At 71.3% G+C, this 26,183-nt stretch carries 26 protein-coding genes; 10 read left to right on the top strand and 16 right to left on the bottom strand.

Going from position 1 to position 26,183, the window contains the following annotated elements:
- Nucleotides 1-9: 9 nt before the first annotated feature.
- Nucleotides 10-1,635, bottom strand: coding sequence for a hypothetical protein (locus tag KV557_RS10240; RefSeq protein ID WP_256177193.1), 1,626 nt, complete (start codon nt 1,633-1,635; stop codon nt 10-12).
- 312 nt (nt 1,636-1,947) lie between these two features.
- Between KV557_RS10240 and KV557_RS10245 the strand changes: the two genes are divergently transcribed.
- On the top strand, nt 1,948-3,279 hold the full coding sequence (locus tag KV557_RS10245) for an MFS transporter (RefSeq protein ID WP_218199499.1): 1,332 nt from the start codon (nt 1,948-1,950) through the stop codon (nt 3,277-3,279).
- A 79-nt stretch (nt 3,280-3,358) separates the two neighbouring features.
- Here KV557_RS10245 and KV557_RS10250 read toward each other — a convergent pair whose 3' ends face one another.
- The 10 genes from KV557_RS10250 to KV557_RS10295 all read right to left on the bottom strand — a co-directional run bounded on the left by KV557_RS10250 (nt 3,359) and on the right by KV557_RS10295 (nt 11,855).
- Nucleotides 3,359-4,099, bottom strand: coding sequence for an AfsR/SARP family transcriptional regulator (locus KV557_RS10250; protein WP_218199500.1), 741 nt, complete (start codon nt 4,097-4,099; stop codon nt 3,359-3,361).
- Between the two features lie 94 nt (nt 4,100-4,193).
- Nucleotides 4,194-4,847 (bottom strand): hypothetical protein, encoded by a 654-nt coding sequence (locus KV557_RS10255; RefSeq protein ID WP_218199501.1) that lies wholly within the window; start codon nt 4,845-4,847, stop codon nt 4,194-4,196.
- A gap of 183 nt (nt 4,848-5,030) precedes the next feature.
- Nucleotides 5,031-5,414: a metal-sulfur cluster assembly factor gene (locus KV557_RS10260; RefSeq protein WP_218199502.1), complete on the bottom strand. Its 384-nt coding sequence runs from the start codon at nt 5,412-5,414 to the stop codon at nt 5,031-5,033.
- A 21-nt stretch (nt 5,415-5,435) separates the two neighbouring features.
- Entirely contained in the window at nt 5,436-5,888 is a 453-nt protein-coding gene (sufU, locus tag KV557_RS10265) for a Fe-S cluster assembly sulfur transfer protein SufU (RefSeq protein ID WP_218199503.1), read from the bottom strand.
- Nucleotides 5,889-5,907: 19 nt separating this feature from the next.
- Complete coding sequence (locus KV557_RS10270) at nt 5,908-7,155, bottom strand: cysteine desulfurase (RefSeq protein WP_256177209.1); 1,248 nt, start codon at nt 7,153-7,155, stop codon at nt 5,908-5,910.
- 23 nt (nt 7,156-7,178) lie between these two features.
- A complete protein-coding gene (gene sufC / locus KV557_RS10275; RefSeq protein ID WP_218199505.1) occupies nt 7,179-7,943 on the bottom strand; it encodes a Fe-S cluster assembly ATPase SufC in 765 nt (254 codons plus the stop codon).
- Between the two features lie 6 nt (nt 7,944-7,949).
- Nucleotides 7,950-8,267 carry a bifunctional 3-phenylpropionate/cinnamic acid dioxygenase ferredoxin subunit gene (locus tag KV557_RS10280; protein WP_153463212.1) on the bottom strand — a complete coding sequence of 106 codons (318 nt, stop codon included), beginning with the start codon at nt 8,265-8,267 and terminating at the stop codon, nt 7,950-7,952.
- A gap of 5 nt (nt 8,268-8,272) precedes the next feature.
- A complete protein-coding gene (sufD, locus tag KV557_RS10285) occupies nt 8,273-9,532 on the bottom strand; it encodes a Fe-S cluster assembly protein SufD (protein ID WP_218199506.1) in 1,260 nt (419 codons plus the stop codon).
- Nucleotides 9,533-9,587: 55 nt separating this feature from the next.
- A complete protein-coding gene (gene sufB / locus KV557_RS10290) occupies nt 9,588-11,003 on the bottom strand; it encodes a Fe-S cluster assembly protein SufB (protein WP_218199507.1) in 1,416 nt (471 codons plus the stop codon).
- A gap of 9 nt (nt 11,004-11,012) precedes the next feature.
- Complete coding sequence (locus tag KV557_RS10295; RefSeq protein WP_218199508.1) at nt 11,013-11,855, bottom strand: helix-turn-helix transcriptional regulator; 843 nt, start codon at nt 11,853-11,855, stop codon at nt 11,013-11,015.
- Between the two features lie 164 nt (nt 11,856-12,019).
- Here KV557_RS10295 and KV557_RS10300 point away from each other — a divergent pair, with 164 nt between their 5' ends.
- The gene (locus KV557_RS10300) at nt 12,020-12,961 is read left to right on the top strand and encodes an ABC transporter ATP-binding protein (protein ID WP_218199509.1); all 942 of its coding nucleotides are present in this window, start codon (nt 12,020-12,022) and stop codon (nt 12,959-12,961) included.
- A 47-nt stretch (nt 12,962-13,008) separates the two neighbouring features.
- Nucleotides 13,009-13,743 carry an ABC transporter permease gene (locus KV557_RS10305; RefSeq protein ID WP_256177210.1) on the top strand — a complete coding sequence of 245 codons (735 nt, stop codon included), beginning with the start codon at nt 13,009-13,011 and terminating at the stop codon, nt 13,741-13,743.
- 86 nt (nt 13,744-13,829) lie between these two features.
- On the opposite strand, the gene KV557_RS10310 is transcribed toward KV557_RS10305, so the two are convergent.
- Nucleotides 13,830-14,534, bottom strand: a complete 705-nt coding sequence (locus tag KV557_RS10310; protein WP_218199511.1) for an LAETG motif-containing sortase-dependent surface protein — start codon at nt 14,532-14,534, stop codon at nt 13,830-13,832.
- 424 nt (nt 14,535-14,958) lie between these two features.
- Here KV557_RS10310 and KV557_RS10315 point away from each other — a divergent pair, with 424 nt between their 5' ends.
- Complete coding sequence (locus KV557_RS10315; RefSeq protein WP_218199634.1) at nt 14,959-15,879, top strand: COX15/CtaA family protein; 921 nt, start codon at nt 14,959-14,961, stop codon at nt 15,877-15,879.
- A 70-nt stretch (nt 15,880-15,949) separates the two neighbouring features.
- On the opposite strand, the gene KV557_RS10320 is transcribed toward KV557_RS10315, so the two are convergent.
- Entirely contained in the window at nt 15,950-16,288 is a 339-nt protein-coding gene (locus tag KV557_RS10320; protein ID WP_218199512.1) for a hypothetical protein, read from the bottom strand.
- A 72-nt stretch (nt 16,289-16,360) separates the two neighbouring features.
- Between KV557_RS10320 and KV557_RS10325 the strand changes: the two genes are divergently transcribed.
- A complete protein-coding gene (locus KV557_RS10325; RefSeq protein WP_308129833.1) occupies nt 16,361-17,002 on the top strand; it encodes a DUF2461 domain-containing protein in 642 nt (213 codons plus the stop codon).
- A gap of 90 nt (nt 17,003-17,092) precedes the next feature.
- Here the strand turns inward: KV557_RS10325 and KV557_RS10330 are convergent, their stop codons facing one another.
- Nucleotides 17,093-18,040 carry a heme o synthase gene (locus KV557_RS10330; RefSeq protein ID WP_218199514.1) on the bottom strand — a complete coding sequence of 316 codons (948 nt, stop codon included), beginning with the start codon at nt 18,038-18,040 and terminating at the stop codon, nt 17,093-17,095.
- Nucleotides 18,041-18,491: 451 nt separating this feature from the next.
- On the opposite strand from KV557_RS10330, the gene tkt reads away from it, so the two are divergent.
- The 5 genes from tkt (at nt 18,492) to pgl (ending at nt 25,290) form a co-directional block, all read left to right on the top strand.
- On the top strand, nt 18,492-20,591 hold the full coding sequence (gene tkt, locus KV557_RS10335; protein ID WP_218199515.1) for a transketolase: 2,100 nt from the start codon (nt 18,492-18,494) through the stop codon (nt 20,589-20,591).
- A gap of 86 nt (nt 20,592-20,677) precedes the next feature.
- On the top strand, nt 20,678-21,817 hold the full coding sequence (gene tal / locus KV557_RS10340; protein WP_218199516.1) for a transaldolase: 1,140 nt from the start codon (nt 20,678-20,680) through the stop codon (nt 21,815-21,817).
- 64 nt (nt 21,818-21,881) lie between these two features.
- On the top strand, nt 21,882-23,432 hold the full coding sequence (gene zwf, locus KV557_RS10345) for a glucose-6-phosphate dehydrogenase (protein WP_218199635.1): 1,551 nt from the start codon (nt 21,882-21,884) through the stop codon (nt 23,430-23,432).
- Entirely contained in the window at nt 23,429-24,505 is a 1,077-nt protein-coding gene (gene opcA / locus KV557_RS10350) for a glucose-6-phosphate dehydrogenase assembly protein OpcA (protein ID WP_218199517.1), read from the top strand. The genes zwf and opcA overlap by 4 nt, the downstream gene beginning before the upstream one ends.
- Nucleotides 24,502-25,290, top strand: coding sequence for a 6-phosphogluconolactonase (gene pgl / locus KV557_RS10355; protein ID WP_218199518.1), 789 nt, complete (start codon nt 24,502-24,504; stop codon nt 25,288-25,290). The genes opcA and pgl overlap by 4 nt, the downstream gene beginning before the upstream one ends.
- Before the next feature lie 147 nt (nt 25,291-25,437).
- Here pgl and KV557_RS10360 read toward each other — a convergent pair whose 3' ends face one another.
- Nucleotides 25,438-25,773, bottom strand: a complete 336-nt coding sequence (locus KV557_RS10360; RefSeq protein ID WP_035841977.1) for an RNA polymerase-binding protein RbpA — start codon at nt 25,771-25,773, stop codon at nt 25,438-25,440.
- A 157-nt stretch (nt 25,774-25,930) separates the two neighbouring features.
- Nucleotides 25,931-26,167 (bottom strand): preprotein translocase subunit SecG, encoded by a 237-nt coding sequence (gene secG, locus KV557_RS10365; RefSeq protein WP_218199519.1) that lies wholly within the window; start codon nt 26,165-26,167, stop codon nt 25,931-25,933.
- Between the last annotated feature and the right edge of the window lie 16 nt (nt 26,168-26,183).

The following is a 26,183-nucleotide window of genomic DNA, read 5'->3' on the forward strand; positions in this document are numbered from 1 at the left end:
CTTCAGCCCTTACTTCTTGGACCGCGCCTTGAAGGCCGCCTTGCGCGCCTCCTTGGCCACCGTGCGGTCCGTGTGCAGCTCCCCGATGGCCTCCAGGACGTCCGCCGTGTACGGGTGGTCGACCCGCCACAGCTCGCCGAAGTAGGATGCCGGATCGCCGATGGCCGGCAGGTCGGCGATCAGCTCGCGCAGCAGCTCGGCGTCGCCGCCGCTGTCGAGCAGCTGGGCGGCGAAGGTGTCGACCACCGTCCACAGCGCCATCGCCCGCTCCGGCACCGGCACGTCCGCCGCGCCGAGCGCGGTCAGCCAGGCCCGGGCGCCGCCGCCCAGCTCGGGGTCGTCCAGCACGTCCCGGACGGCCGGCTCGGCGGGCGCGCCCAGCATGTTCAGCGCCGACACGCAGAGCATCCGCCGCAACGGGGCGTACGCATCACTGCCGCGCGCCGCCGCCAGCAGCTCGCGCGCCGCCGCCACCGGCTCCCGGCCGGCGATCCAGACCTGCAGCTCCTCCTCCGGCAGGACGTTGACGGACTCGCACACCCCGCGCAGCAGCTCGGCCGCGTCGCCCTGGGCCAGCTCGCCGACCAGCGGCGCGTCGTAGCCGTCCTCCAGCAGCCACTGCCGGATGCCGTACTGGCCGAGCGGGGTCAGCCGGACCAGCCCGAAGCGCGCCGACTCCTCCTCGTCCAGCGGAGCCTCGCCGACGACGGCGCCCTCGGCCTCCGGGCCCTCCTCCTCGTCGAACAGCTCCGGGTCGATCGGACGGTAGTCCAGCAGGCCCAGCTCGGCGAGGTCGCCCAGCATCGGGTCCAGGGTGACCATCACGTCGGTGATGTCACCCAGCAGCTCCTCGCTCGGCTCCTCGCCCTCCGGCACCACCAGCAGCGCGGCCAGCACGCCCAGCGGCACGGTCTCGTTGCCCGGATCGGCGAAGGCCGTGGTCTCGTACAGCACCTGGAGGGCCTCGTCGAGCAGCTCGGCGGCGGCGTCCCGGGCCTCCTCGACCTCGGAGAGGCCGTCCTCGCCCTCGTCCTCCTCCGCAACCTCCGCAACCTCCGCGGACTCCTCCTCCGGCAGCGAGTCGGCCTCCACGGCCAGCTCCCGGACGATCCCGGCCGCCGTCAGCCACAGCTCCAGGACGGTGTCCGGATCCCCCTCTTCCGCGGGCTCCAGGTCCGGGCCCGGCACGGCGACGTGCTCGCCGGCCGCGGTCGTCCCGATCTCCACCAGGTCCAGGTCACAGGCCAGCGACCAGGCCCGCATCGCCTCGATCTCGGCCTCCTCCGGCGCCTCTCCCTCGGCGGGGGCCAGGCCCAGCAGCTGCGCCGCCGGGGCCCGGTCCGGGACGGTCAGGTCGCCGAACTCGTCCACCGCCCGGTGCGGGGCGGCCCAGCGGGCCAGCGCCAGCGCGTACCCGAGCATCGGGACGGCCTTCGCCTGCTCCGCGAGCTCGCGCTCGGCGGGCAGCTTCACCGGCGGCACCAGGACGGCCGCGTCGTCCAGGTCCTCGTCGTCCAGTCCGTGCGCGGCGAACGCCCCGTAGAGATCCTGGAGCTCCATGTCGGCGGGCAGGACCGCTTCGGCCGCACCTTCCCCCGCCGAAGCCCCTGCGTTCTTGCGACGTCGTCCGGCCATCGTTGTGCGCTCTCCCTCAGCCAGCGGTCCGCCCATCAGCTCCGCGTACCGATCCACTCCCTCAGCGTATAGGCCGGGCACCCCCGATGCTTGGCCTCCAGGGGCGCGCGCCGCGACCGTGCGCCCACCCCTTATCCTTCGCATTGGCGCCGTGCACACCCCGCGCGGGCCACCGGGCAACGAAGCCCCCTTGCCACACTCATCCGCTCCATCAGGGAGCCCGCACCGCGGCCACCACCACAGCGCCTCAGGACGGGCGCGCCGGCACACCCAGCCGCCCCCGGTGGGCCACAGCCACAGGAGACCCCTGAAATGGCGGACCTCTCCCCCGCCGGCTCCGGCCTGCGCACCGCGCAGCTCGACGGACGCCGACTGTCGGAGGCCCTGCTTCCCCTGGAGCTCGCGCCGCGCGCCCAGCTCCAGCTCGCCGCGATCAGCCGCTGGAACGCGATGCGCGGTGTGCGCGTCGGGCTGGTCGCCGCCGCCCTGCTGCTCATGCTGATCGGTGCCAACCTGGCGACGCCGATCTACCCGCTGATCCAGCAGCGCCTCGGCCTCACCGCGCTCGACACCTCGATCCTCTTCACGATCTACGTGTTCGCGCTGGTCCCGGTCCTGGCCGTGGTCGGCCACTGGTCCGACCTCCTCGGCCGACGGGCCCTGATCCTGCCCGCCGTCCTGCTGGCCGCCGCGGGCGACGCGGTGTTCGCCACCGCCGGCAGCTTCTGGCAGCTCGCCCTCGGCCGGGCCGTCCAGGGCATCGCCGTCGGCCTGTCCACCGGCGCTGCCGGGGCCGCCCTCGGCGACCTCCTGCCGGACCACCCGACCCTGGCCGCCAAGCTCACCCTGGCCTGTTCGGCGGGCGGCGTCGCGCTCGGCCCGGTGGTCGGCGCCCTGCTGGCCGGCGGCTCGGACCCGCTGCTGACGCCGTTCCTGGTGCACGCCGTCGCCCTGGTCGCGCTCTGCATACCGCTGGCCGTCGTCCACCCGCGAATGCCCGGCCGCAGCCGCCCGCCGGCCTCCCCGCCGCGCATCACCACCCCGGCCCACCTGCGCCCGCGCCGGCTGGCGCTACCGCTCACCGGCCGCCGCGAGTTCCTGCTCGCCGCCACCGCCGGGTTCATCTCGTACGCGGTGTTCGGCGTCTACCTGAGCCTGGCGCCGTCCTTCGCCGCCAAGCTGCTGCACACCGACTCCCACCTGACCGGCGCCGTCGTGGCCGCCCTGCTGCTCGGCTCCTCCGCGACCGCCCAGCTGCTCGTCCCGCCGACCTCCGACCGCCTGGTCATCGCCCTCGGCATGACCGGCCTGGCCGCCGGCCTGGGCCTGGTGGTCGCCGCCGAGTACACCGGCACCCCCGCCCTGCTCTTCATCGGCAGCGTCCTCGGCGGCGCCTGCCAGGGCGTCGCCTTCCGCTCCCTCTTCACCAGCGCCGTCGCCGCGATGAACCCGGAACGCCGGGGCTCCGAGCTCTCCTCCCTCTGGGTCATCGTCTACCTCGGCAGCTCCCTCCCCATCGTCCTGGTCGGCGCCCTCGTCCAGCACTACGGCCTCCTCCCCGCCGTCAGCGGCTTCGCCACCATCGCCGCCGCCCTCTGCGCCGCCCTGGCAGTAGCCGTGGCCCGCAAGCCGAGGACGGCCTGACCACCACGGAACACGCCGCTGCCCGGGACGGATCCCCGTCCCGGGCAGCGGCGCATCCGCCTGGCGCCACGCCCCGGTGCTACCCGGCCTCGGCCACCAGACGCCACAGCCGCGCCGGGGCCGGCAGCCCGAGTTCGGCGCGCAGGCGCCGCTCGTAGCGCTCGACGTCCTGCAGGGCCTCGCCGGGGTTGCCCTCCGCCAGGTGCGCCCGGATCAGGCAGGCCTGGCTGCTCTCGCGCAGCGGGTCGGCGCGGACCGCGGCGCCGGCGGCGGCCACCGCCTCGGGGAAGCGGCGGGCTCCGACGAAGGCGCAGGCCAGGGCCTCCAGCGCGTGGACGCGCAGGCGCCGCCAGTTGTCCGCCTCCAGCACCGTCCAGTCCTCGTACCAGCCCGGCAGGAGGTCGGTCGAGAGGCCCTCGACGGCCGCCAGCCCGAAGCCGGACCGGTCGGCGGACGCGCCGGGGGCCAGGATCCGGTGGGCCAGCGTCCTCGCCTCCCGGACGTCCACGCCGACACCGTCGGCCAACCTCAGCTCGGTCGGGCCGACCTCCAGCGCCTCCCGGCCCGCCGCCGGGAGCCGGGACAGCGCCGATCGCAGGCTCGCGTACGCGCAGCGCTCCGTGGCGTCCGGCCAGAGGGTCCCGGCAACCAACGCGCGCGGCACCTTCCCGTTGCAGCGCAGCGCCACGAACGCGAGTAATCGCTCCGCCCCGGCGGAGACGGCCACCGACGCGTCGCCGGCAGAGAGGCCGAAGCCGCCGAGCAGCGCGAGCCGCACGCCCGCGCCGGGAGCCGAGGAGCGCCGGTCGCCACAGGCCATCGAACCACCATCTCTTCGCTCACGGACCAACCCCTTCTCCATGCTGCGCCGCCCGCTCCGAGCCGGCGACCGCGCCCGGCGCACGAGTGGCGACTCAGAAGTTGAAGCAGAACCCGACCGGGACCCAGGCGGTGACCCGGCCGGAGGTCAGGTCCGTCGCCCGCGCGACGGCGTTCTTCGTCGCACAGCCGAACGGGTGCCCGGTCAGCACGCCGAAGCTGCCGCCCGCGAACCCGTCGTGCCGCGTGGCCGTCACGGTCCGCGTCCACTGCACGCTGCCGGCGGGGTTCAGCCTGATCTCGACCCGCACCTGCCCGCCGATGTTGAAGTGGTCGCCGCTGATCTCCAGGGTGCCGTTGCTGTCACCGTCCCAGGCGCGCACCGCCAGCCTCCGGTCGTCGGCCTGGCCGTTGTCGGACGCCGCGTCGCTACGGTGCTGCGGGATCACGCAGACGTGGTCCCCGGACCATGCCTCACGCCAGACGAAGCTCGACACGCAGAATCCGTTCTGCAGGGTCCGCACCGCCACCTGGCTGTTGTCGGACGCCGCGTCGTCGCGGTGCTGCGGGATCACGCAGACGTGGTCCCCGGGTCGGGCATCGCGCCAGACGAAGCCCTGGCGGCAGGTGTCCGGGCCGAAGTCCTGGGCCTGGGCCGACGACGGCCCCAGGGCGGCGGCGCCACCGAAAGCCAGGACCGCGGCCATCGCGGTGGTCACACCGGAACGCAGGATCCGTCGGGTAGTCATCTCCGTACCTCCTCGGAAAGGCTGATCCCATGGCTGCGCCCAGCATGCGACGGCTGCCGTCACCGGGGCGTGACAGGTCGGCGACCGTGCGAAAACGCCGCCGCCCGGGACGGATTTCCGTCCCGGGCGGCGGCGTTGGTGCGTGCGGATCTCAGACGTTGAAGATCTCAGACATTGAAGATCTCAGACGTTGAAGCCGAGGGCGCGGAGTTGCTCGCGGCCGTCGTCGGTGATCTTGTCGGGGCCCCACGGCGGCATCCAGACCCAGTTGATGCGCAGGTCCTGCACCAGGCCGTCGGTGGCGGTCTTGGCCTGGTCCTCGATGACGTCGGTCAGCGGGCAGGCCGCCGAGGTGAGCGTCATGTCGATGGTGGCCACGTCGGACTCGTCGATGTGGATGCCGTAGATCAGGCCGAGGTTGACGACGTCGATGCCCAGTTCGGGGTCGACGACGTCCATCAGGGCCTCGGTCAGGTCCTCGACCGAGACGGTGCCGGCGGTGGTGCCGACGATGCCGCCCTGGCCGTCCTCCGCGGCGGGGGACGTGGGCTCGGTGGTGTCACTCATGGTCTGTCCTCCTTCGCGGGATCAGTCGTTCACGGCGGGCTGCTGGGCGAGCGCCTTGGCGGTGGCGTCCTTCCAGGCCATCCAGCTGAGCAGGGCGCACTTGACCCGGGCCGGGTACTTGGAGACGCCGGCGAACGCGACCGCGTCCTCCAGCACCTCCTCGTCGCCCTCGCCCTGGCCCTTGCTCTGCATCAGCTCCAGGAAGGCCTCCTGGACGGCCTGCGCCTCGCCCACGGTCTTGCCGACCACCAGGTCGTTCAGCACCGAGGCGCTGGCCTGGCTGATCGAGCAGCCCTGGGACTCGTACGAGACGTCGGTGACCTTCGAACCGTCGAGCTTCACCCGCAGGGTGATCTCGTCGCCGCAGGTCGGGTTGACGTGGTGCACCTCGGCGTCGCCCTCCCGCAGCCCCTTGCCGTGGGGGTTGCGGTAGTGGTCCAGGATGATGTCCTGGTACATCGAGTCGAGCTTCATGATCGTCCTGCCCCGTCCGTCAGCCGAAGAAGTTCCGGACGTGGTGCAGGCCGTCGATGAGCGCGTCGACCTCGCCCGGCGTCGAGTACAGATAGAACGACGCCCGCGTGGTCGCCGGAATTCCGTACCGCAGGCAGACCGGCCGCGCGCAGTGGTGGCCGACGCGCACGGCGATGCCCTGCTCGTCCAGCACCTGGCCCACGTCGTGCGGGTGGATGTCGCCGAGGGTGAAGGAGATCGCGGCGCCGCGGTCCACGGCCGTGCGCGGGCCGATGATCCGCAGGTCCGGGACCTCCAGCAGGCGCTCGACCGCGTACGCGGTGATCGCGTGCTCGTGCGCGGCGATCTTCTCCATGCCGACGCCCTGCAGGTAGTCGATGGCCGCGCCGAGCCCGACCGCCTGGGCGATCGGCGGCGTGCCGGCCTCGAACTTGTGCGGCGCCGGAGCGTAGGTGGACGAGCCCATGGTGACGGTCTCGATCATCTCGCCGCCGCCGAGGAACGGCGGGAGGTCCTCCAGCAGCTCCTGGCGGCCCCAGAGCACGCCGATGCCGGTCGGGGCCAGCATCTTGTGGCCGGTGAAGGCGACGAAGTCGGCCTCCAGCGCCTGGACGTCCAGCACCATGTGCGGGGCGGCCTGCGAGGCGTCGATCACGACCAGCGCGCCGACCGACTGGGCCTTGCGGACGATCGTCTCGACCGGGTTGATGGTGCCCAGCAGGTTGGAGACCAGGGTGAACGAGACCACCTTGGTCTTCTCGGTGATCAGCTCGTCGATGTTGGAGAGGTCGAGCCGGCCCTCGTCGGTCAGCCCGAACCACTTCAGCTTCGCGCCGGTGCGCTGCGACAGCAGCTGCCACGGGACGATGTTGGAGTGGTGCTCCATCTCCGTGATGACGATCTCAGAGTCGGCGTCCACCCGGTACGGCTCGTCGGCCCAGCCGAGCATGTTGGCCACGAGGTTGAGCGACTCCGAGGCGTTCTTGGTGAAGATCACCTCGTTGCGGCTCGGCGCGTTGACGAACGCCGCGACCTTGTCCCGGGCGCCCTCGTACAGCGCCGTGGCCTCCTCTGCGAGCACGTGCACGCCGCGGTGGACGTTGGCGTTGTGCCGCTCGTAGTAGGCGGTCAGGGCCTCCAGCACCTGCCGGGGCTTCTGCGAGGTGGCCGCGTTGTCCAGGTAGACCAGCGGCTTCCCGTCGTGCAGCACCCGCTGCAGGACCGGGAAGTCCTTGCGGATCGCATCGGTGTCGAGCAGGCCCGACAGGACCGACGGCTCATGGGCATGGGTCACTCGGATGCGCCACCCTTCACGTACGACTCGTAGCCCTCTTCCTCCAGCTTGTCGGCCAGCTCGGCACCGCCGGACTCGACGATGCGGCCGGCCGCGAAGACGTGGACGTAGTCGGGCTTGATGTACCGCAGGATGCGGGTGTAGTGGGTCACCAGCAGGGTGCCGACCTCGCCGGTCGAGCGGACCCGGTTGATGCCCTCGGAGACGATCCGCAGCGCGTCGACGTCGAGGCCGGAGTCGGTCTCGTCGAGGATCGCGATCTTCGGCTTGAGGAGCTCCAGCTGAAGGATCTCGTGGCGCTTCTTCTCACCGCCGGAGAAGCCCTCGTTGACGTTGCGCTCGGCGAAGGCGGGGTCCATCTGGAGGGCGGCCATCGCCTCCTTGACCTCCTTCACCCACAGACGCAGCTTCGGGGCCTCGCCGCGGACGGCGGTGGCGGCGGTGCGCAGGAAGTTGCTCACCGAGACGCCCGGGACCTCGACCGGGTACTGCATGGCCAGGAAGACGCCGGCCTTGGCGCGCTCGTCGACGGACATCTCCAGGACGTCCTCGCCGTCCAGCAGCACCGAGCCACTGGTGACGGTGTACTTGGGGTGGCCGGCGAGCGAGTAGGCCAGGGTGGACTTGCCGGAGCCGTTCGGACCCATGATGGCGTGGGTCTCGCCCTGCTTCACGGTCAGGTCGACGCCCTTCAGGATCTCGCGCGGGCCGTTCTCGGCTTCGACGGAGACGTGCAGGTCGCGGATTTCAAGGGTTGCCATGTGTACTCAGGACTCCTGGTTGACGGAGACGAGCACATCGTCCCCTTCGATCTTTACGGGGTAGACAGCGACCGGCTTGGTGGCGGGCAGGCCGGACGGCTTGCCGGTGCGCAGGTCGAAGCTGGAGCCGTGCAGCCAGCACTCGATCATGCAGTCCTCGACCTCGCCCTCGGAGAGCGAGACGTTCGCGTGCGAGCAGATGTCGTTGATCGCGAACACCCCCTCGTCGGTGCGGACGACCGAGACCGGCACGCCGTTGAGGTCCACGCGCTTGGGCACGTCCTCCTGGAGGTCGCTCAGCGCGCAGGCACGGAGAAAGGTCATCGGGATCAGACCGCCGCTTCCAGCTCGGCCTCGATCTTCTCCATGAGCTGGTCCTGGACCTCGGCCACGCCGATCTGCTGGAGCAGCTCGGCGAAGAAGCCGCGCACGACCAGGCGGCGGGCCTCGTCGGCCGGGATGCCGCGGGCCTGCAGGTAGAACAGCTGCTCGTCGTCGAAGCGGCCGGTCGCGGAGGCGTGGCCGGCGCCGACGATCTCGCCGGTCTCGATCTCCAGGTTCGGGATCGAGTCGACCCGGGCGCCGTCGGTGAGCACCAGGTTCCGGTTGAGCTCGTAGGTGTCGGTGCCGAGCGCGGCGGCGCGGATCAGCACGTCGCCGACCCAGACCGCGTGCGCGTCCTGGCCCTGCAGCGCGCCCTTGTACGCCACGTTCGACCGGCAGTGCGGCGTGTCGTGGTCGATGATCAGGCGGTGCTCCAGGTGCTGGCCGGCGTCGGCGAAGTAGAGGCCGAACAGCTCGGCCTCGCCGCCGGGGCCGGCGTAGTTGACCCGCGGGTGGAGGCGGACCAGGTCGCCGCCGAAGGTGACGACGACGGACTTGAACGAGGCGTCCCGGCCGACCAGCGCGTTGTGCTGGGAGACGTGGACGGCGTCGCGGTCCCAGTCCTGGACGGAGACGAAGGTGAGCTTGGCGCCGTCGCCGACCAGCAGCTCGACGTTGGCGGCGCGGGTGCCGGTGCCGACGTGGTTGAGCACCACGACGGCCTCGGCGAACGGCTTGACGTCGATCACCACGTGGGCGAAGCGGACCCCGCCCTCGGCGCGCACGTCGATCCTGACCGGCTCGGGGAGCACCGCGTCCTTGGGCACGGTGACCACGAGGGCCTGCTCGAAGGCGCTGAACGCCTGGGCGGCGACCCGGTCGACCGGCTTGCCGGCCTTGCCCAGGCGGGCGTCGTCGCGGCCGACGGTCTCGGCGGTGACGCCGTCCGGCAGCACGAACTCGACCTTGTCCGTACCGGCGCCGTCTCGCTCGGCGATGGCGGCCGCGGTGCCGTCGTGCAGCCCGCCGAGGCGGTGCAGCGGCGTGAACCGCCAGTCCTCCTCGCGGCCGTTCGGCACCGGGAAGTCGTTCACGTCGAAGGACGGCTTGACCGCGACGCGCGCGTCGATCGGCTGCTGGACCGCGGTCCGGCCGGTGCCGGGGCCGGCGAGCTGCGCGCCCGCGCCGGCGGTACCGACCTCGATCGAACCGGCGGTGGTCGAGCCGGCGGTGTTCACTGCGGCATTCAAAGGCGTGTCAGCCATGGCTGTTCGTTGTGCTCTCTTCCTCAAAAGTCGGTGGGCGGTAGGCGGTCGGGGGTCAGCCGACCGCGCCCTCCATCTGCAGCTCGATCAGCCGGTTGAGCTCCAGCGCGTACTCCATCGGCAGCTCGCGCGCGATCGGCTCGACGAAGCCGCGGACGATCATCGCCATCGCCTCGAACTCCGTCATGCCCCGGCTCATCAGGTAGAACAGCTGGTCCTCGCTGACCTTGGAGACGGTCGCCTCGTGGCCCATGGACACGTCGTCCTCGCGGACGTCCACGTACGGGTAGGTGTCCGAGCGGGAGATGGTGTCCACCAACAGCGCGTCGCACAGCACGTTGGACTTGGCGCCCTTGGAGCCCTCACCGATCTCGATCAGACCGCGGTAGGAGGTCCGGCCACCGCCGCGCGCCACCGACTTGGAGACGATGTTGGAGGAGGTGTTCGGCGCCATGTGCACCATCTTGGCGCCGGCGTCCTGGTGCTGGCCCTCACCGGCGAAGGCGATCGACAGGGTCTCGCCCTTGGCGTGCTCGCCCATCAGGTAGACGGCCGGGTACTTCATGGTGACCTTGGAGCCGATGTTGCCGTCGACCCACTCCATGGTCGCGCCCTCGTACGCCACGGCGCGCTTGGTGACCAGGTTGTAGACGTTGTTCGACCAGTTCTGGATGGTCGTGTAGCGGCAGCGGCCGCCCTTCTTGACGATGATCTCCACGACCGCGGAGTGCAGCGAGTCGGAGGAGTAGATCGGCGCGGTGCAGCCCTCGACGTAGTGGACGTAGGCGTCCTCGTCGACGATGATCAGCGTCCGCTCGAACTGGCCCATGTTCTCGGTGTTGATCCGGAAGTAGGCCTGGAGCGGGATGTCGACGTGGACACCCTTCGGCACGTAGATGAAGGACCCGCCCGACCACACGGCCGTGTTCAGCGCGGCGAACTTGTTGTCGCCGGCCGGGATGACGGTGCCGAAGTACTCCTTGAACAGCTCCGGGTGCTCGCGCAGCGCGGTGTCGGTGTCCAGGAAGATGACGCCCTGCTCCTCCAGGTCCTCGCGGATCTGGTGGTAGACGACCTCGGACTCGTACTGCGCGGCGACACCGGCGACCAGGCGCTGCTTCTCCGCCTCCGGGATGCCCAGCTTGTCGTAGGTGGCCTTGATGTCCGCGGGCAGGTCCTCCCAGGACTCGGCCTGCTTCTCGGTCGAGCGGACGAAGTACTTGATGTTGTCGAAGTCGATGCCGGACAGGTCCGAGCCCCAGGTCGGCATGGGCTTCTTGCCGAACAGCTTCAGGCCCTTGAGCCGCAGGTTCAGCATCCACTCGGACTCGTTCTTCTTCGCGGAGATGTCGCGCACGACCTCCTCGCTGAGCCCGCGCTTGGCCGCGGCACCTGCGGTGTCCGGGTCGGCCCAGCCGTACTCGTAAGTGCCCAGGCCTTCGAGCTCGGGGTGCGAAACGGTGTCAGTCATGCGAGCTTCCTAACGCGCGGACGCTGAATCTTCGGTGGACGTACCGGCAATCGGCACGGCATCGGAGCCCGGGCCCGCGCTGCGCAGGGTGGGCGACGATGCGGCACCGGGTGCCGGCACATAGGTGGTGCAGACCCCGTCGCCGTGGGCGATGGTGGCCAGCCGTTGCACATGGGTGCCCAGCAGCTGGGAGAAGACCTCGGTCTCCGCCTCGCAGAGCTGCGGGAACTGCTCGGCGATGTGCGCGACCGGGCAGTGGTGCTGGCAGAGCTGGGCGCCCGCCGGGGCCTTGGCCGCGGCCGACGGGACCCGCCGCACCGTGGCAGCGTACCCGTCCGCGCTCAGCGCCTGGGCGAGCGCCTCGGTGCGCTCCCCCGCCTCGGCCAGCCGCAGGGTCTCCAGGTACTTCTCGCCCTGCTTGCCGAACCGGGCCCGGGCGAAGGCGGCGACCGCCTCCTCGCCCGCCTTGCCGCCGCCCACCGAGTCGGAGATCCAGCGCAGCGCGTCGGCCGCGATCTGGTCGTACGCCTGGTAGAAGGCGTCCCGGCCACCGTCGGTGAGGGCGAAGACCTTGGCCGGACGGCCCCGGCCGCGGCTGCCGTAGACCCGCTGTTCGCGGGACTCGACCAGGCCGGCGGCGACCAGCCCGTCGAGGTGGCGGCGGACGGCGGCGGCGGTGAGGCCGAGCCGGCTCGCCAGGTCGGCGGCGGAGGAGGGGCCGTGGTCGAGGATCGACCGGGCGACCCGGTCCCGGGTGGCGCGGTGGCCCTCCAGCAGCACCTCGGCCGCCGTCACGGGCACGTCACAGCCGGGGGCCGACTCGGCCTCCTGCTGCGGGGCGTGCTCGCGCATGTTTTTCACAACACCAGTGTTGCGTAATTCCCTCCGAAGGGACAAGCCGTGATGCAGACCTCACCCGTGGCATCTGTCACGCAGGTAAGCCTTACCTGACCTGCGGAAACGATCACGCAGGGCGGCGTCCGGCATGGTTGTTCGGCCCTCTTAGACTCGCCGGTATGCACTCCGAACCCGCGGTCCAGATCGCCGGGCTGGTCAAGCGCTACGGCACTGCGTTCAACAACCGCGTGCCCGCGGTGGACGGCCTCGACCTCACCGTCGCACACGGCGCGATCACCGCCGTCCTCGGCCCCAACGGCGCCGGCAAGACCACCACCATCGAGACCTGCGAGGGCTACCGCCGCCCCGACGCGGGCACGGTCCGCGTCCTCGGCCTCGACCCGGTCACCCAGAACGCCGAGCTGCGCCCCCGGATCGGCGTGATGCTGCAGTCCGGCGGCGTGTACGCGGGCGCGCGCGCCGTCGAGATGCTGCGGCACACCGCCAAGCTGCACGCCCACCCGCTGGACGTCGACGCGCTGGTCGAGCGGCTCGGCCTCGGCTCCTGCGGCCGGACCACCTACCGCCGCCTCTCCGGCGGCCAGCAGCAGCGGCTCGCCCTGGCCATGGCCGTGGTCGGCCGCCCCGAGCTGGTCTTCCTCGACGAGCCCACCGCCGGCCTCGACCCGCAGGCCCGCCGCGCCACCTGGGAGCTGGTCCGCGACCTGCGCCGGGACGGCGTCACCGTGATCGTCACCACGCACCACATGGACGAGGCCGAGCAGCTCGCCGACCACGTCGCCATCGTCGACCGCGGCAAGGTCATCGCCACCGGCACCCCGGAGGAGCTGTGCCGCGGCGGCGCCGAGGACGCCCTGCGCTTCGACGGCCCGCCCGGGCTCGACCTCGGCCCGCTGCTCAAGGAGCTGCCCGAGGGCGCCACCGCCACCGAGACCGCCACCGGCAGCTACCGCGTCGAGGCGACCGTCGACCCGCAGCTGCTGGCCACCGTCACCGGCTGGTGCGCGGCCTCCGGCATCCTCCCCGAGCGGCTGGCCGTCCAGCGCCGCAGCCTCGAAGACGTCTTCCTCGACCTGACCGGACGGGACCTGCGTTCGTGACCACGACTGACTACTCCCCCAAGCCCGGCGCGGCCCCGGTCGGCCGGATGCTGCTCGCGCAGACCGCGTTCGAGACCCGGATGCTGCTGCGCAACGGCGAGCAGCTGCTGCTCACCGTCGTCATCCCGACCGTCCTGCTGGTGCTGTTCTCCGCCGTGGACATCGTCGCGGTGGACGGCCCCGGCAAGCGGGTCGACTTCCTGGCCCCCGGCCTGCTGGCGCTGGCCGTGATGTCCACCGCCTTCACCGGCCAGGCCATCGCCACCGGATTCGAGCGCCGCTACGGCGTGCTGAAGCGGCTGGGCGCGAGCCCGCTCCCCCGCTGGGCGCTGCTGACCGCCAAGACCGGCTGCGTGCTGGTCACCGAGGCGCTCCAGGTCGCGCTGCTGACGGTGATCGCGCTGGCCCTCGGCTGGTCCCCGCAGGGGCTCGCCACACCGCTAGGGGCCCTGACCGTCGCCGCACTGCTCGTCCTCGGCACGGCCGCCTTCTCCGGCCTCGGCCTGCTGATGGCCGGCACGCTGAAGGCCGAGGCCACGCTGGCCGCCGCGAACCTGGTGTTCATCCTGCTGCTGCTGGCCGGCGGGGTGATCGTGCCGCTGAGCAAGTTCCCGTCCGCCGTGCAGTCGGCGCTGGAGCTGCTGCCGATCGCCGCACTCTCGGACGGCCTGCGGTCCGTCCTGCAGACGGGCGCCGGGGTGCCGTGGTCGGACCTGGGCATCCTGGGCGGCTGGGCCGTCCTCGGCCTGGCGGCCGCCGCCCGCTTCTTCCGCTGGGAGTAGCCCTCCGGAGTAACCCCGGCCGCGAACGCGCAACGCCCCCTGGCCACTTGAGGCCAGGGGGCGTTGGACGTTCAGCCGACGATACGTCAGCTCTGGCTGCCGCCACGGCGCTTGCGGGCGAACAGCACGATCGCGCCGCCGAGCAGCAGCACACCGCCGCCGGCCGCCGCGATGACGGGGGTGGCCGAGCTGCTACCGGTCTGGGCGAGCGCCGGGGCGCTGGTGCTGGGCGCCGGGGCCGGGGTCCTGCTCGGGGTGGGCGTCACCGACGGGGTCGGGGTGACCGACGGGGTGGTGCTCGGGGTCGGCGTCACGCTCGGCGTCGGCGTCGGGGTGGACGTCGGAGTCGGCGTGGGGGTGGGGGTCTTGGTCGGCGTGGGAGTCGGCGTCGGCGTCGGCGTCGGAGTCGGAGTCGGCGTGTGGCACGGCTTGATGGACTCGGACTCGTTGATGTTCCAGCCGGGCTCCGCCGGGGTCTCCGTGGTCTTCACCACGAAGGTCGCCGTGATCGGCGCGTTGTGGTCCTTCACCGGGAAGGTGCCGTGGAACTCCTTGCCGAAGGTCTTGTCCAGCACCTTCTCGCCGTCGATGGTGAGGGTGACGGTGTTCGTCACGCCTTCCTTGTCGCTGTACTTGACCAGATCGATCGCGATCTTGTCGCAGTCCACCTTCCACGCCGGCACATGGGCCGAGGCGGTGCCGGCCAGGGCCAGGGGCAGCAGAAAACCGGCCGCCGCCGTACCGGCAAGTGCCGCTGCTCCGAACCCGAAGTGCCGCTGCTGTCGCGCCATTACGCTGTTCCCCTCCGAACGGTCTTGTGCAGCAGGCATGTTGAGTGTTTCGCGGTGGCCCGCTACGACTGTCCGGGGGACTCTACCGGCACTCCCGTACCTCGCCACACCCCGCCGCACGACCGGAATTCGTCTGTCGGTCTCATCTCGGATGTGCATGACCAACCCATCACAGCCGCCACCTCGCACAACGCGGATTCGGCAAACCTGAATGAACTTCGTCACCTGACAGGAAGAACGGCGCCCGCGGTGATCAGGTTCAATCACCGGGGGCGCGGTTTCGATCAGCCGACGATCAGTCGACGAACCTTCGGCCTTCCCGGCCGGGCGCCCCGCCCCAAGATCGCCTGTAAGGCCGCCTACGATTGACCCCGTGCCTAACCCCTTCTCCCTGCTCGCCGACCGCTGGCAACCGTCCGCCGCCATGGTCCGGCGCGCCGCGTTCGCCGCGCTGGTGATGAGCGTGGTGATCGTCGTCACCGGCGGCGCCGTCCGCCTCACCGCCTCCGGCCTCGGCTGCACCACCTGGCCCCGCTGCACCTCGGAGAGCCTGACGCCGACGCCCGAGATGGGCTTCCACGGCGTCGTCGAGTTCACCAACCGGATGCTCACCTACGTGCTGAGCGCCGCGGTCGGCTGGGCCATCCTGGCCGCCCGCTGTCACCGGCCCTGGCGGCGCGGCCTCACCAGGCTCGGCTGGGCGCAGTTCTGGCTGGTGATGAGCAACGCGGTGCTCGGCGGCATCACCGTGCTGACCGGCCTCAACCCGTACACCGTCGCCCTGCACCTGATCGCCGCGATGGCCCTGGTCTGGGTCGCGCTGCTGATGTGGGAACGCGCCAAGGAGGGCGACGGCCCGCCGAAGCTCGCGGTGGCCCGTCCGATCCACCAGCTGTCCTACGTCCTGGTCACCGTGATCGGCCTGCTGGTCGCGGCCGGCACGCTCGTGACCGGCGCAGGCCACCACCCCGGCACACCCCAGGACAACAAGATCGTGCCGCGCATCCCGATCGACTACGACCGACTCGCCCAGGCGCATGCCGACCTGGCCTTCGTCTCGGTCGGCCTGGCCGTCGCGGTGATCTTCGTGTTCGCCGCGGTCAAGGCCCCGCAGCCCGCCCGCGCCCGGGCCAAGGAACTGCTCGCGGTGCTGCTCCTGCAGGGCGTGCTCGGCTTCGTCCAGTACTTCACGGACGTCCCGGAGCTGCTGGTCGGCCTGCACATGTTCGGCGCCACGCTGACCTGGATCGCCGCGCTGCGCATCCCGCTCGCCCTGCGCACCCGCGAGGACGAGGCGCCCACCGCGCCGCAGCCCGCCCGGACCCCGCAGACCGCGGCGGCCTGAGGCCCCGGACACCGAACGGCCCGGTTCCCCCACATGGAGGAACCGGGCCGTCGTCGTTCGCGCCGGGCGGTCAGCCGCCGAGCTGGAGCCCGGCCATCCGCTTCCACTCGTACGGGCCGGTCTTCACCCTGAGGGCCAGCTCGCCCTCGAAGGCGTCGTGCAGGGTCAGCCCGGCCAGCTCGGCGGCCCGGCGGCCGACCGCGTAGCTCGGGGCCACCTGGTCGCCCCAGGCGCCGTCCTTGCCGACCACGACGATCCGGGTGGCCACGGCGCCGACGTACTCGACGACCGCGTCGGCGCTGCCCCCGTGCTGCCGGGCGAAGCTGGTGAGGTTCTTGGCGATGCGCTTGGCGCGGCGCTCGGTACGGGCGTCCGGCGCGGCGGCGGTGGAGGTCTCTGCGCTGCTCATGACCGCATGCTACCCACCGGTAGAGGCGCTGGCGACGGGAGCGGACTGTGCACCGGGCCACATACTGAAGGGGTGATCTTCCAAGGCTGGCCGGCCGAGGCGCTCGACTTCTACGAGCACCTGGAGGCCGACAACTCCAAGACCTTCTGGCAAGCCCACAAGGCGCAGTACGACGACGCCGTACGCGCGCCCATGGAACTGCTGCTGGCCGACCTGGAGCCGGAGTTCGGGCCGGGAAAGATCTTCCGCCCCAACCGCGACATCCGCTTCAGCGCCGACAAGTCCCCGTACAAGACGCACATCGGCGCGCACCTGGAGGCCGGCGGCTACATCCAGCTCTCCGCCGACGGCCTGGCCTGCGGCAACGGCTTCTACCGGCTCGCCCCGGACCAGCTGGAGCGCTACCGCGCAGCCGTCGCCGAGGACGTGAGCGGCGCCGAACTGGAGCGCGTGATCGCCCGGGTGGAGAAGGACGGCCCACAGGTGTTCGGCCGGGACACCCTCAAGTCGGCCCCGCGCGGCTACCCCAAGGACCACCCGCGGATCGGGCTGCTGCGTCACAAGGGCCTGGTGGCTTGGCAGGAGTGGCCGCCCGCGAAGTGGCTGGGCACCCGCTCCGCCTACACCCGGATCACCGCCTTCCTGCACACCTCGCAGCCGCTCAAGGACTGGCTGGACGGCCACGTCGGCCCGTCCGAACTCCCCGCCCGCTGAACGCCGCTGAACGCACAGCGAGAACACGAGAGCCCCGGTCCACCGGACCGGGGCTCCTCCGCACGTACTACAGATGCCGTTCTACAGGCGCTACTTCACGAACGGGTCTATCGCCGTCACCACGAACAGCAGCGACAGGTAGGTGATCGACCAGTGGAACAGCCGCATCTCCTTCAGCTTCGCGCCCACGACCCCGGCCTTGGCCCGGCCGTACAGCGCGTGCGCCTCCCGCAGCCAGGCCACGCCGAGCACCACCGCGGCGACGGGGTACAGCCAGCTCATGTGCCCCAGCGGCCACAGCGTCAGCGAGACGGCCACCATGACCCAGGAGTAGACGACGACCTGCTTGGCCACCGCCAGGTTGCCCTTGATCACCGGCAGCATCGGCACACCGGCGCGCTCGTAGTCCTCGCGCACCTTCATCGACAGCACCCAGGTGTGCGGCGGGGTCCAGAAGAAGACCACCAGGAACAGCACCAGGGCCGACCAGGACAGCGAGTTGGTGACCGAGGCCCAGCCGACGAACACCGGCATGCAGCCGGCGATGCCGCCCCAGACGATGTTCTGCGTGGTGCGCCGCTTGAGCCCCAGCGTGTAGACGAACACGTAGAACAGCAGCGCGCTCAGCGCGAGCCCGGAGGAAAGCCAGTTGACGGTGAGGCCCAGCAGCAGGGTCGAGCCGATCGCGAGCGCGATGCCGAACACCAGCGCCTCGCGCGGCGACACCATGCCGGTGACGATCGGCCGCCGCTCGGTGCGCGCCATCAACGCGTCGATGTCGCGGTCGATGTACATGTTGAGGGCGTTGGCGCCGCCCGCCGAGAGGTAGCCGCCGATGACGACCTTCAGCACCAGCACCATGTCCGGAACACCCTGCTGCGCCAGGAACATCACCGGCACGGTGCTCATCAGCAGCAGCTCGATGATGCGAGGCTTGGTCAGTGCGACGAAGGCGCCGACACGGGCCCCGAGCGGACGGTGCGCAGGCGTCGCCCCGGTGACCCCGGCGGGACGGGTTTCGACGGCGGTCACTAACACCCCAACTGAAGATGAATCTTCGCAGGCGTCCACGGGAACGAAGGCCCCGAACTCGTCCGCTCTGCGCGTACCACGACACCATAGACGTTCCATATCTCCCCACCGGCTCCGGGGTCCCCCGGCGAGGCGGAACGCACACCCCTGGGTGAACCCACGAAGTCGGCCCGGCGCGACACCGCTCCCCCGTCCTGCTCATCGGAGGGGCAGGGCGCGACAAAACAGGAGAGCCTGGGACAAAGCCGCCCACAGCACTCTAGTGGGAATCGACATACGGAAATCAAGGTTCTCTCAGCACGGAGGGTGAGCCCCGGCCCGGACGGTAGGCTCGCACGCAGAAGCGGGATCTACCCTCCGTGACCGGCACCACCCAAGCGTCGGGACCACAGCGCCGTGGCCGACCCGGTCCCCTTCACGGGGTCACTCTTCACAACGGAAGGAGCCCTGAGACAGGGTGAGCACGACGCCGACGAACGTATTCGAGTGGTCCGAGCTGGATGAGCGCACGGTTGACACGGCGCGCGTCCTGGCCATGGACGCGGTCCAGAAGGTCGGCAACGGACACCCCGGGACGGCCATGTCGCTGGCCCCGGCGGCGTACCTGATCTTCCAGCGTTTCCTGCGCCACGACCCGACCGACCCGTCCTGGGTCGGCCGCGACCGCTTCGTCCTCTCTCCCGGGCACACCAGCCTGACGCTCTACACCCAGCTCTACTTCTCCGGCTACGGCCTGGAGCTGGACGACCTCAAGGCCTTCCGGGTCGCCGGCAGCCGTACCCCCGGCCACCCCGAGCACGGCCACACCGCGGGCGTCGAGACCACCACCGGCCCGCTCGGCCAGGGCATCGCCAACGCGGTCGGCATGGCGATGGCCGCACGCTACGAGCGCGGCCTGTTCGACGCGGACGCCCCGGCCGGCGAGTCTCCCTTCGACCACACCATCTGGGCCATCGTCTCCGACGGCGACCTGGAGGAGGGCATCTCCGCCGAGGCCTCCTCGTTGGCCGGCCACCAGCAGCTGGGCAACCTGGTCGCCCTCTACGACGACAACCACATCTCGATCGAGGGCGACACCGAGACCGCCTTCTCCGAGGACGTCCTCAAGCGCTACGAGGCGTACGGCTGGCACGTCCAGCGGGTCGCCCCGAAGGCGAACGGCGACATCGACGCGGCCGCCCTGGCCGACGCGCTGGCCGCCGCCAAGGCCGAGACCTCCCGCCCGTCGATGATCGCTATGCGCACGATCATCGCCTGGCCGGCCCCGGACGCCCAGAACACCGCCAAGGCCCACGGCTCCGCGCTCGGCGCGGCCGAGATCGCCGCCACGAAGAAGGTCCTGGGCTTCGACCCGGAGAAGACCTTCGAGGTCAGCGACAAGGTCATCGAGCACGCCCGCCTGGTCATCAAGCGCGGCAAGGCCGCCCGCGACCAGTGGCAGCAGTCCTTCGAGGCCTGGCGCGCCGCCCACCCGCAGCGCGCCGCCGAGTTCGACCGCATCCAGGCCGGCGAGCTGCCCGAGGGCTGGAAGAAGTCCGTCCCCTCCTTCCCGGCCGGCAAGGAGGTCGCCACCCGCAAGGCCTCCGGCGAGACCCTCAAGGCGCTCGGCGCGGTCATCCCGGAGCTGTGGGGCGGCTCGGCCGACCTCGCGGAGTCCAACCTCACCACCATCGACGAGGACAGCTCCTTCCTCCCCGAGGGCAACCCGCTGAAGTCCGCCGGCCCGTACGGCCGGACGATCCACTTCGGCATCCGCGAGCACGCCATGGGCTCGACCATGAACGGCATCGCCCTGCACGGCAAGACCCGCGTGTACGGCGGCACCTTCCTGGTCTTCGCCGACTACATGCGCCCGGCCGTCCGCCTGGCCGCGCTGATGAAGCTGCCGGTCACCTACGTCTGGACGCACGACTCGATCGGCCTCGGCGAGGACGGCCCGACCCACCAGCCGGTCGAGCACATGGCCTCGCTGCGCGCCATCCCGGGCCTGGCCATGGTCCGCCCGGCCGACGCCAACGAGACCGCCGTCGCCTGGCGCACCATCGTCGAGCGGCAGACCAGCCGCCCCGGCCCGGTCGGCCTGGCGCTCACCCGCCAGAACGTCCCGACCTTCGACCGCGAGGTCTTCGGCTCCGCCGAGGGCACCGCGAAGGGCGGCTACATCCTGGCCGAGGCGTCCAACGGCGACCCGCAGCTGATCCTGCTCGGCACCGGCTCCGAGGTCCAGCTGGCCGTCAAGGCCCGCGAGGTCCTGGAGGCCGAGGGCATCGCCACCCGCGTGGTCTCGCTGCCGTCCTTCGAGTGGTTCCAGGAGCAGGACCAGGCCTACCGCGACAGCGTGCTGCCGCCGTCGGTCAAGGCCCGGGTGTCGGTCGAGGCCGGCATCGCCCAGGGCTGGCGCGAGCTGGTCGGCGACCACGGCCGGATCGTGTCGCTGGAGCACTTCGGTGCCTCCGCCGACTACAAGGTGCTCTTCGAGGAGTTCGGCCTGACCGCCGAGCGCGTGGTGGCCGAGGCCCACAACGCCCTCCGCTCCCTCGAAGCCGTCAACCGCTAGCTTCCTGAGCCGCGTACTCGCCCGCACGCGGGTACGCGGCCTCTCTGACGACCCCACGCAGACAGCAGAAAAAGGACTGAAGCACCATGACTGACGCACTGAAGCGCCTCAGCGACGAAGGCGTTGCGATCTGGCTGGACGACCTCAGCCGCACGCGGCTGAACTCCGGCAACCTGGCCGAGCTGGTGCAGAACAAGCACGTGGTGGGTGTCACCACCAACCCGACCATCTTCCAGAAGGCCATCGGCGGCGGCGACAGCTCCTACGACGGCCAGCTGCGCGACCTCGCCGTCCGCAAGGTCACCACCGACGAGGCGATCCGCATGATCACCACCTCGGACGTGCGCGACGCGGCCGACGTGCTGCGCCCGGTCTACGACGCCTCCAACGGCCGCGACGGCCGGGTCTCCATCGAGGTCGACCCGCGCCTGGCCCACGAGACCGCCGCCACCGTGGCCGAGGCCAAGCAGCTGTGGTGGCTGGTCGACCGCCCGAACGTCTTCATCAAGATCCCCGCCACCAAGGCCGGCCTGCCCGCGATCAGCGAGGTCATCGGCAAGGGCATCAGCGTCAACGTCACGCTGATCTTCTCGCTGGACCGCTACAAGGGCGTCATGGACGCCTACCTGACCGGCCTGGAGTCCGCCAAGGCCAAGGGCCTGGACCTCTCCCAGATCGAGTCGGTCGCCTCCTTCTTCGTCTCCCGCGTGGACACCGAGATCGACAAGCGCCTCGACAAGATCGGCGGCGACGCCAAGAACCTGCGTTCCAAGGCCGCCCTCGCCAACGCCCGCCTCGCCTACCAGGCGTACGAGGAGGTCTTCGGCAGCGTCGACGGCAAGACCGCGGGCAGCGCCCGCTGGAAGGCACTGGAGGCGGCCGGCGCCAAGCCGCAGCGTCCGCTCTGGGCCTCCACCGGCGTCAAGGACCCGGCCCTGCCGGACACCCTGTACGTCACCGAGCTGGTCGCCCCCGGCACCGTCAACACCATGCCCGAGGCCACCCTGGACGCCACCGCCGACCATGGTGTGGTCACCGGCGGCACCATCGTCCCCAACTACGCCGACGCCAAGGCCGTGATGGACGCCATCGCCGCCGCCGGCGTGGACTACGACGACGTGGTCCAGGTCCTGGAGGACGAAGGCGTGGAGAAGTTCGAGCAGTCCTGGACCGAGCTGCTCGACACCGTCACCGCCTCGCTGGCCTCCTTCGCCGCCGAGAAGTGACACCTCGCTCACACAGCCAGCGCACGAAAGCGGAGCCCATCAAGTGAGCACTGATTTCCCCGAGTTGACGCCGGAGTCGGACGATCTCCCGCCGGCGCCCGTCAACCCGCTTCGTGACCCGGCCGACCGACGGCTCCCGCGCATCGCGGGGCCGTCCGGTCTGGTCATCTTCGGAGTCACCGGCGACCTGTCCCGCAAGAAGTTGATGCCGGCGATCTACGACCTGGCCAACCGCGGCCTGCTGCCGCCGGGCTTCTCGCTCGTCGGCTTCGCCCGCCGCGAGTGGGAGGACGAGGACTTCGCCAAGGAGGTCCACGACGCGGTCAAGGACCACGCCCGGACCCCGTTCCGGGAGGAGGTCTGGCAGCAGCTCGCCAAGGGCATGCGCTTCGTCCAGGGCACCTTCGACGACGACGACGCCTTCGACAAGCTGCGCCAGACCATCGAGGAGCTGGACAAGGCCCAGGGCACCAGCGGCAACTTCGCCTTCTACCTGTCCGTCCCGCCGAAGTTCTTCCCGACCGTCGTCCAGCAGCTCAAGAAGCACGGCCTGGCCGACCCGCCGCAGGGCTCCTGGCGCCGCGCGGTCATCGAGAAGCCGTTCGGCCACGACCTGGAGAGCGCCCAGGAGCTGAACAAGGTCGTCCACGAGGTCTTCCCCCGGGACGAGGTCTTCCGGATCGACCACTACCTGGGCAAGGAGACCGTCCAGAACATCCTGGCGCTGCGCTTCGCCAACCAGATGTTCGAGCCGATCTGGAACCGGTCCTACGTCGACCACGTGCAGATCACCATGGCCGAGGACATCGGCATCGGCGGCCGGGCCGGCTACTACGACGGCATCGGCTCGGCCCGTGACGTCATCCAGAACCACCTGCTCCAGCTGATGGCGCTCACCGCCATCGAGGAGCCGGCGTCCTTCCACCCGAAGGCGCTGGTGGCCGAGAAGCTCAAGGTGCTCAGCGCCGTCAAGCTCCCGGCCGACCTCGGCAAGCACACCGTGCGCGCCCAGTACGCCTCCGGCTGGCAGGGCGGCGAGGAGGTGGTCGGCTACCTGGACGAGGACGGCATCAACCCCGAGTCCAAGACCGACACCTACGCGGCCATCAAGCTGGAGATCAACAACCGCCGCTGGGCGGGCGTCCCGTTCTACCTGCGCACCGGCAAGCGGCTGGGCCGCCGGGTCACCGAGATCGCGGTGGTCTTCCAGCGCGCCCCGTACCTGCCGTTCGACTCCTACGCGACCGAGGAGCTGGGGCAGAACGCCCTGGTCATCCGGGTCCAGCCGGACGAGGGCGTGACGGTGCGGTTCGGCTCCAAGGTGCCGGGCACCTCCTTCGAGGTCCGGGACGTCACGATGGACTTCGCCTACGGCGAGTCCTTCACCGAGTCCAGCCCGGAGGCGTACGAGCGGCTCATCCTCGACGTGCTGCTCGGCGACGCCAACCTGTTCCCGCGTCACCAGGAGGTCGAGCTCTCCTGGCAGATCCTCGACCCGATCGAGAAGTACTGGGACACCCACGGCAAGCCCGCCCAGTACCCGGCAGGGACCTGGGGTCCCGTCGAGGCGGACGAGATGCTTGCACGAGACGGCAGGAGCTGGCGCCGGCCATGAAGATCGACCTCACCAACACGACGTCGAGCAAGATCAACGCCGCACTCATGGAGTCGCGGCGGGCGAGCGGTTCCACCGCGGCCGGCATGGTGCTCACCCTGGTGATCGTGACCGACGAGGGCAGCGCGTACGACGCCCTCAAGGCCGCCAACGACGCCTCCCGCGAGCACCCGTCGCGCACCCTCGCGGTGATCAAGCGCGCCGGGCGCTCGCCCCGGGCCCGCGCCGAGACCCGGCTGGACGCCGAGATCCTGGTCGGCACGGACGCCGGCTCCGGTGAAACGGTCATCCTGCGCATGCACGGCGAACTCGCCGCGCACGCCCAGTCGGTCGTCCTGCCGCTGCTGCTGCCGGACGCCCCCGTCGTCGTCTGGTGGCCGGACAACGCGCCGCTGCACCCGGCGCAGGACCCGCTGGGCTCGATCGCCCAGCGCCGGATCACCGACGCGGTGACCGCCGAGTCCCCGGTCGGCCAGCTCGCCCAGCGGGCCCAGAGCTACACCCCGGGCGACACCGACCTGGCCTGGACCCGGATCACCGGCTGGCGCTCGATGCTGGCCGCCGCGCTGGACCAGCGCCCGTCCAAGATCACCTCCGCGGTGGTCGAGGGCGAGTCGTACAACCCCAGCGTGGAGTTGCTCGGCCTCTGGCTGCACAACCGCCTCCACGTCCCGGTCGAGCGGGTCGTCACCGGCGGCCCCGGCATCACCGCGGTGCACCTGTGCACCAAGGACGGCGACATCACCCTGGACCGCCCGGACGGCCTGATGGGCACGCTCTCCATGCCCGGCTCGCCGGATCGCCAGGTGGCACTCAAGCGGCGCGAGACCTCGGAGCTGATCGCCGAGGAGCTGCGCCGGCTCGACCCGGACGACATCTACGCGGCGGCCGTGCGCACGCCCGTGGAGCGGCTGCGCGAGCCCGCCGGCGCCGAGACGGCGGCGGCGGAGCGGGTCGCCCAGACGGTCGCCGACGCGGCCGTGGCCAACCCGGCCCGGGTGACGGCCGAGAGCGCGGAGGCGAAGCCCGCCGCGAAGAAGGCCACCAAGCGCACCGCCAAGGAAGGCGCATGACCAACGCCATCCCGCAGCTCGTCGTCCACCGCGACAAGGAGCTGATGGCCCAGGCGGCCGCGGCCCGGCTGATCACCCGGATCGTGGACGCCCAGGCCACCCGCGGCACCGCCTCGGTGGTGCTCACCGGCGGCCGCAACGGCAACGCCCTGCTGGCCGCGATCGGCGCCTCCCCGGCGCGCGACGCGGTCGACTGGGCGCGGCTGGACCTGTGGTGGGGCGACGAGCGCTTCCTGCCCGCCGCGGACGGGGAGCGCAACGCCGTCCAGGCCCGCGCCGAGCTGCTGGACGCCGTCCCGCTCGACCCGGCGCGGGTGCACGAGATGCCCGCCTCGGACGGCGTGGACGGTTCGGACGTGGACGCCGCCGCCGCCCGCTACGCGGAGGAGCTGGCGAAGGCGGCCGGGCCGGGCGACCGGCTCGGCGTCCCGGCCTTCGACGTGCTGCTGCTCGGCGTCGGCCCCGACACCCACGTCGCCTCGCTCTTCCCGGAACACCCGGGCGTGCGGGAGACCGAGCTGACCGTGGTCGGCGTGCGCGGGGCCCCCAAGCCCCCGCCGACCCGGATCTCGCTCACCCTCCCGGCGATCCGGGCGGCGCGCGAGGTCTGGCTGCTGGCGGCGGGCGAGGACAAGGCGGGCGCGGTCGCGCTGGCCCTGTCCGGCCCCGGCGAGCTCCAGGCGCCCGCGTCGGGCGCGTACGGCCGCAGGCGCACCCTGTGGCTGCTGGACCGGGCCGCCGCGGAGCGGATCCCGCCGCAGCTGTACCCGCCGGCCTCGGCCTGAGTCACCCAATGAGGAAGGGCGCCACCGTCATTGACGGTGGCGCCCTTCTCGTCGTCCTGCTCTCGTCGTCCTGCCCTCTCGTCGTCCTGACCGGAGTCGCCCTGACCGGAGTCGCCCTGACCGGAGTCCTGACCAGAGGCGTCCTGATCAGATCTCGCCGCGCAGCTTGGCCAGCGCCTCGGCGAGGATCGCCTCGCCGTCGGCGTCGGTGCGCCGCTCGCGGACGTAGGCGAGGTGGGTCTTGTACGGCTCGTTGCGCGAGGGCGCCGGCGGGTTGTGCTCGTCCTGCCCGGCCGGGAAGCCGCAGCGCGGGCAGTCCCAGGTGTCCGGGATGACGGCCTCCGCCGCGAAGCTGGGGCGGGTCTCGTGCTTGTTGGCACACCAGAAGGAGATCCGGTTGCGGGGGGCGGACTCGCCGCGCTCCGCCTCACCCATCGGGCCCGCTCCGACCCTGCTGCCACGGATGGCGTTGCCACTTGCCACGGTCTGACTCCCTGCGTGCTGGTACGCCGACCCTCCGCGGTGCGCGTCGGTGGCGAAAGTCGTCCTAGTGTAAGCAGGAGTTAAGGGTCCGCCACCATCGCCTCCGCCTCCGACCGTCCCAGGATAGGCGCTCGGGCGACGGGGCGTCAGGGTTACGTCAGCTCTTGTACTTCAGCAGCAGGCTGAGCACGATGATGCAGGCGAACCAGCCCAGGCCGATCACGATGGTGATGCGGTCCAGGTTGCGCTCGGCCACCGCGGAACCGCCGCCGGTCGACATCGCGCCGCCGCCGAACATGTCGGACAGGCCGCCGCCCTTCCCCTTGTGCAGCAGCACCAGGAGGATCATCAGCAGACTGAAGATGATCAGGGCAATCGAGAACCCGAGAACCACGACGGGACCAACTCTC

Source organism: Kitasatospora aureofaciens, assembly GCF_019192735.1.
Classification (GTDB): Bacteria; Actinomycetota; Actinomycetes; order Streptomycetales; family Streptomycetaceae; genus Kitasatospora; species Kitasatospora aureofaciens_A.

Bases quoted from the DNA above. Each gene is read 5' to 3' on its own strand.
- KV557_RS10240 (WP_256177193.1), bottom strand. From the start codon at position 1,635: ATGGCCGGACGACGTCGCAAGAACGCAGGGGCTTCGGCGGGGGAAGGT.
- KV557_RS10245 (WP_218199499.1), top strand. From the start codon at position 1,948: ATGGCGGACCTCTCCCCCGCCGGCTCCGGCCTGCGCACCGCGCAGCTC.
- KV557_RS10250 (WP_218199500.1), bottom strand. From the start codon at position 4,099: ATGGCCTGTGGCGACCGGCGCTCCTCGGCTCCCGGCGCGGGCGTGCGG.
- KV557_RS10255 (WP_218199501.1), bottom strand. From the start codon at position 4,847: ATGACTACCCGACGGATCCTGCGTTCCGGTGTGACCACCGCGATGGCC.
- KV557_RS10260 (WP_218199502.1), bottom strand. From the start codon at position 5,414: ATGAGTGACACCACCGAGCCCACGTCCCCCGCCGCGGAGGACGGCCAG.
- sufU (WP_218199503.1), bottom strand. From the start codon at position 5,888: ATGAAGCTCGACTCGATGTACCAGGACATCATCCTGGACCACTACCGC.
- sufC (WP_218199505.1), bottom strand. From the start codon at position 7,943: ATGGCAACCCTTGAAATCCGCGACCTGCACGTCTCCGTCGAAGCCGAG.
- KV557_RS10280 (WP_153463212.1), bottom strand. From the start codon at position 8,267: ATGACCTTTCTCCGTGCCTGCGCGCTGAGCGACCTCCAGGAGGACGTG.
- sufD (WP_218199506.1), bottom strand. From the start codon at position 9,532: ATGGCTGACACGCCTTTGAATGCCGCAGTGAACACCGCCGGCTCGACC.
- sufB (WP_218199507.1), bottom strand. From the start codon at position 11,003: ATGACTGACACCGTTTCGCACCCCGAGCTCGAAGGCCTGGGCACTTAC.
- KV557_RS10295 (WP_218199508.1), bottom strand. From the start codon at position 11,855: ATGCGCGAGCACGCCCCGCAGCAGGAGGCCGAGTCGGCCCCCGGCTGT.
- KV557_RS10300 (WP_218199509.1), top strand. From the start codon at position 12,020: ATGCACTCCGAACCCGCGGTCCAGATCGCCGGGCTGGTCAAGCGCTAC.
- KV557_RS10305 (WP_256177210.1), top strand. From the start codon at position 13,009: ATGCTGCTCGCGCAGACCGCGTTCGAGACCCGGATGCTGCTGCGCAAC.
- KV557_RS10310 (WP_218199511.1), bottom strand. From the start codon at position 14,534: ATGGCGCGACAGCAGCGGCACTTCGGGTTCGGAGCAGCGGCACTTGCC.
- KV557_RS10315 (WP_218199634.1), top strand. From the start codon at position 14,959: ATGGTCCGGCGCGCCGCGTTCGCCGCGCTGGTGATGAGCGTGGTGATC.
- KV557_RS10320 (WP_218199512.1), bottom strand. From the start codon at position 16,288: ATGAGCAGCGCAGAGACCTCCACCGCCGCCGCGCCGGACGCCCGTACC.
- tal (WP_218199516.1), top strand. From the start codon at position 20,678: ATGACTGACGCACTGAAGCGCCTCAGCGACGAAGGCGTTGCGATCTGG.
- opcA (WP_218199517.1), top strand. From the start codon at position 23,429: ATGAAGATCGACCTCACCAACACGACGTCGAGCAAGATCAACGCCGCA.
- pgl (WP_218199518.1), top strand. From the start codon at position 24,502: ATGACCAACGCCATCCCGCAGCTCGTCGTCCACCGCGACAAGGAGCTG.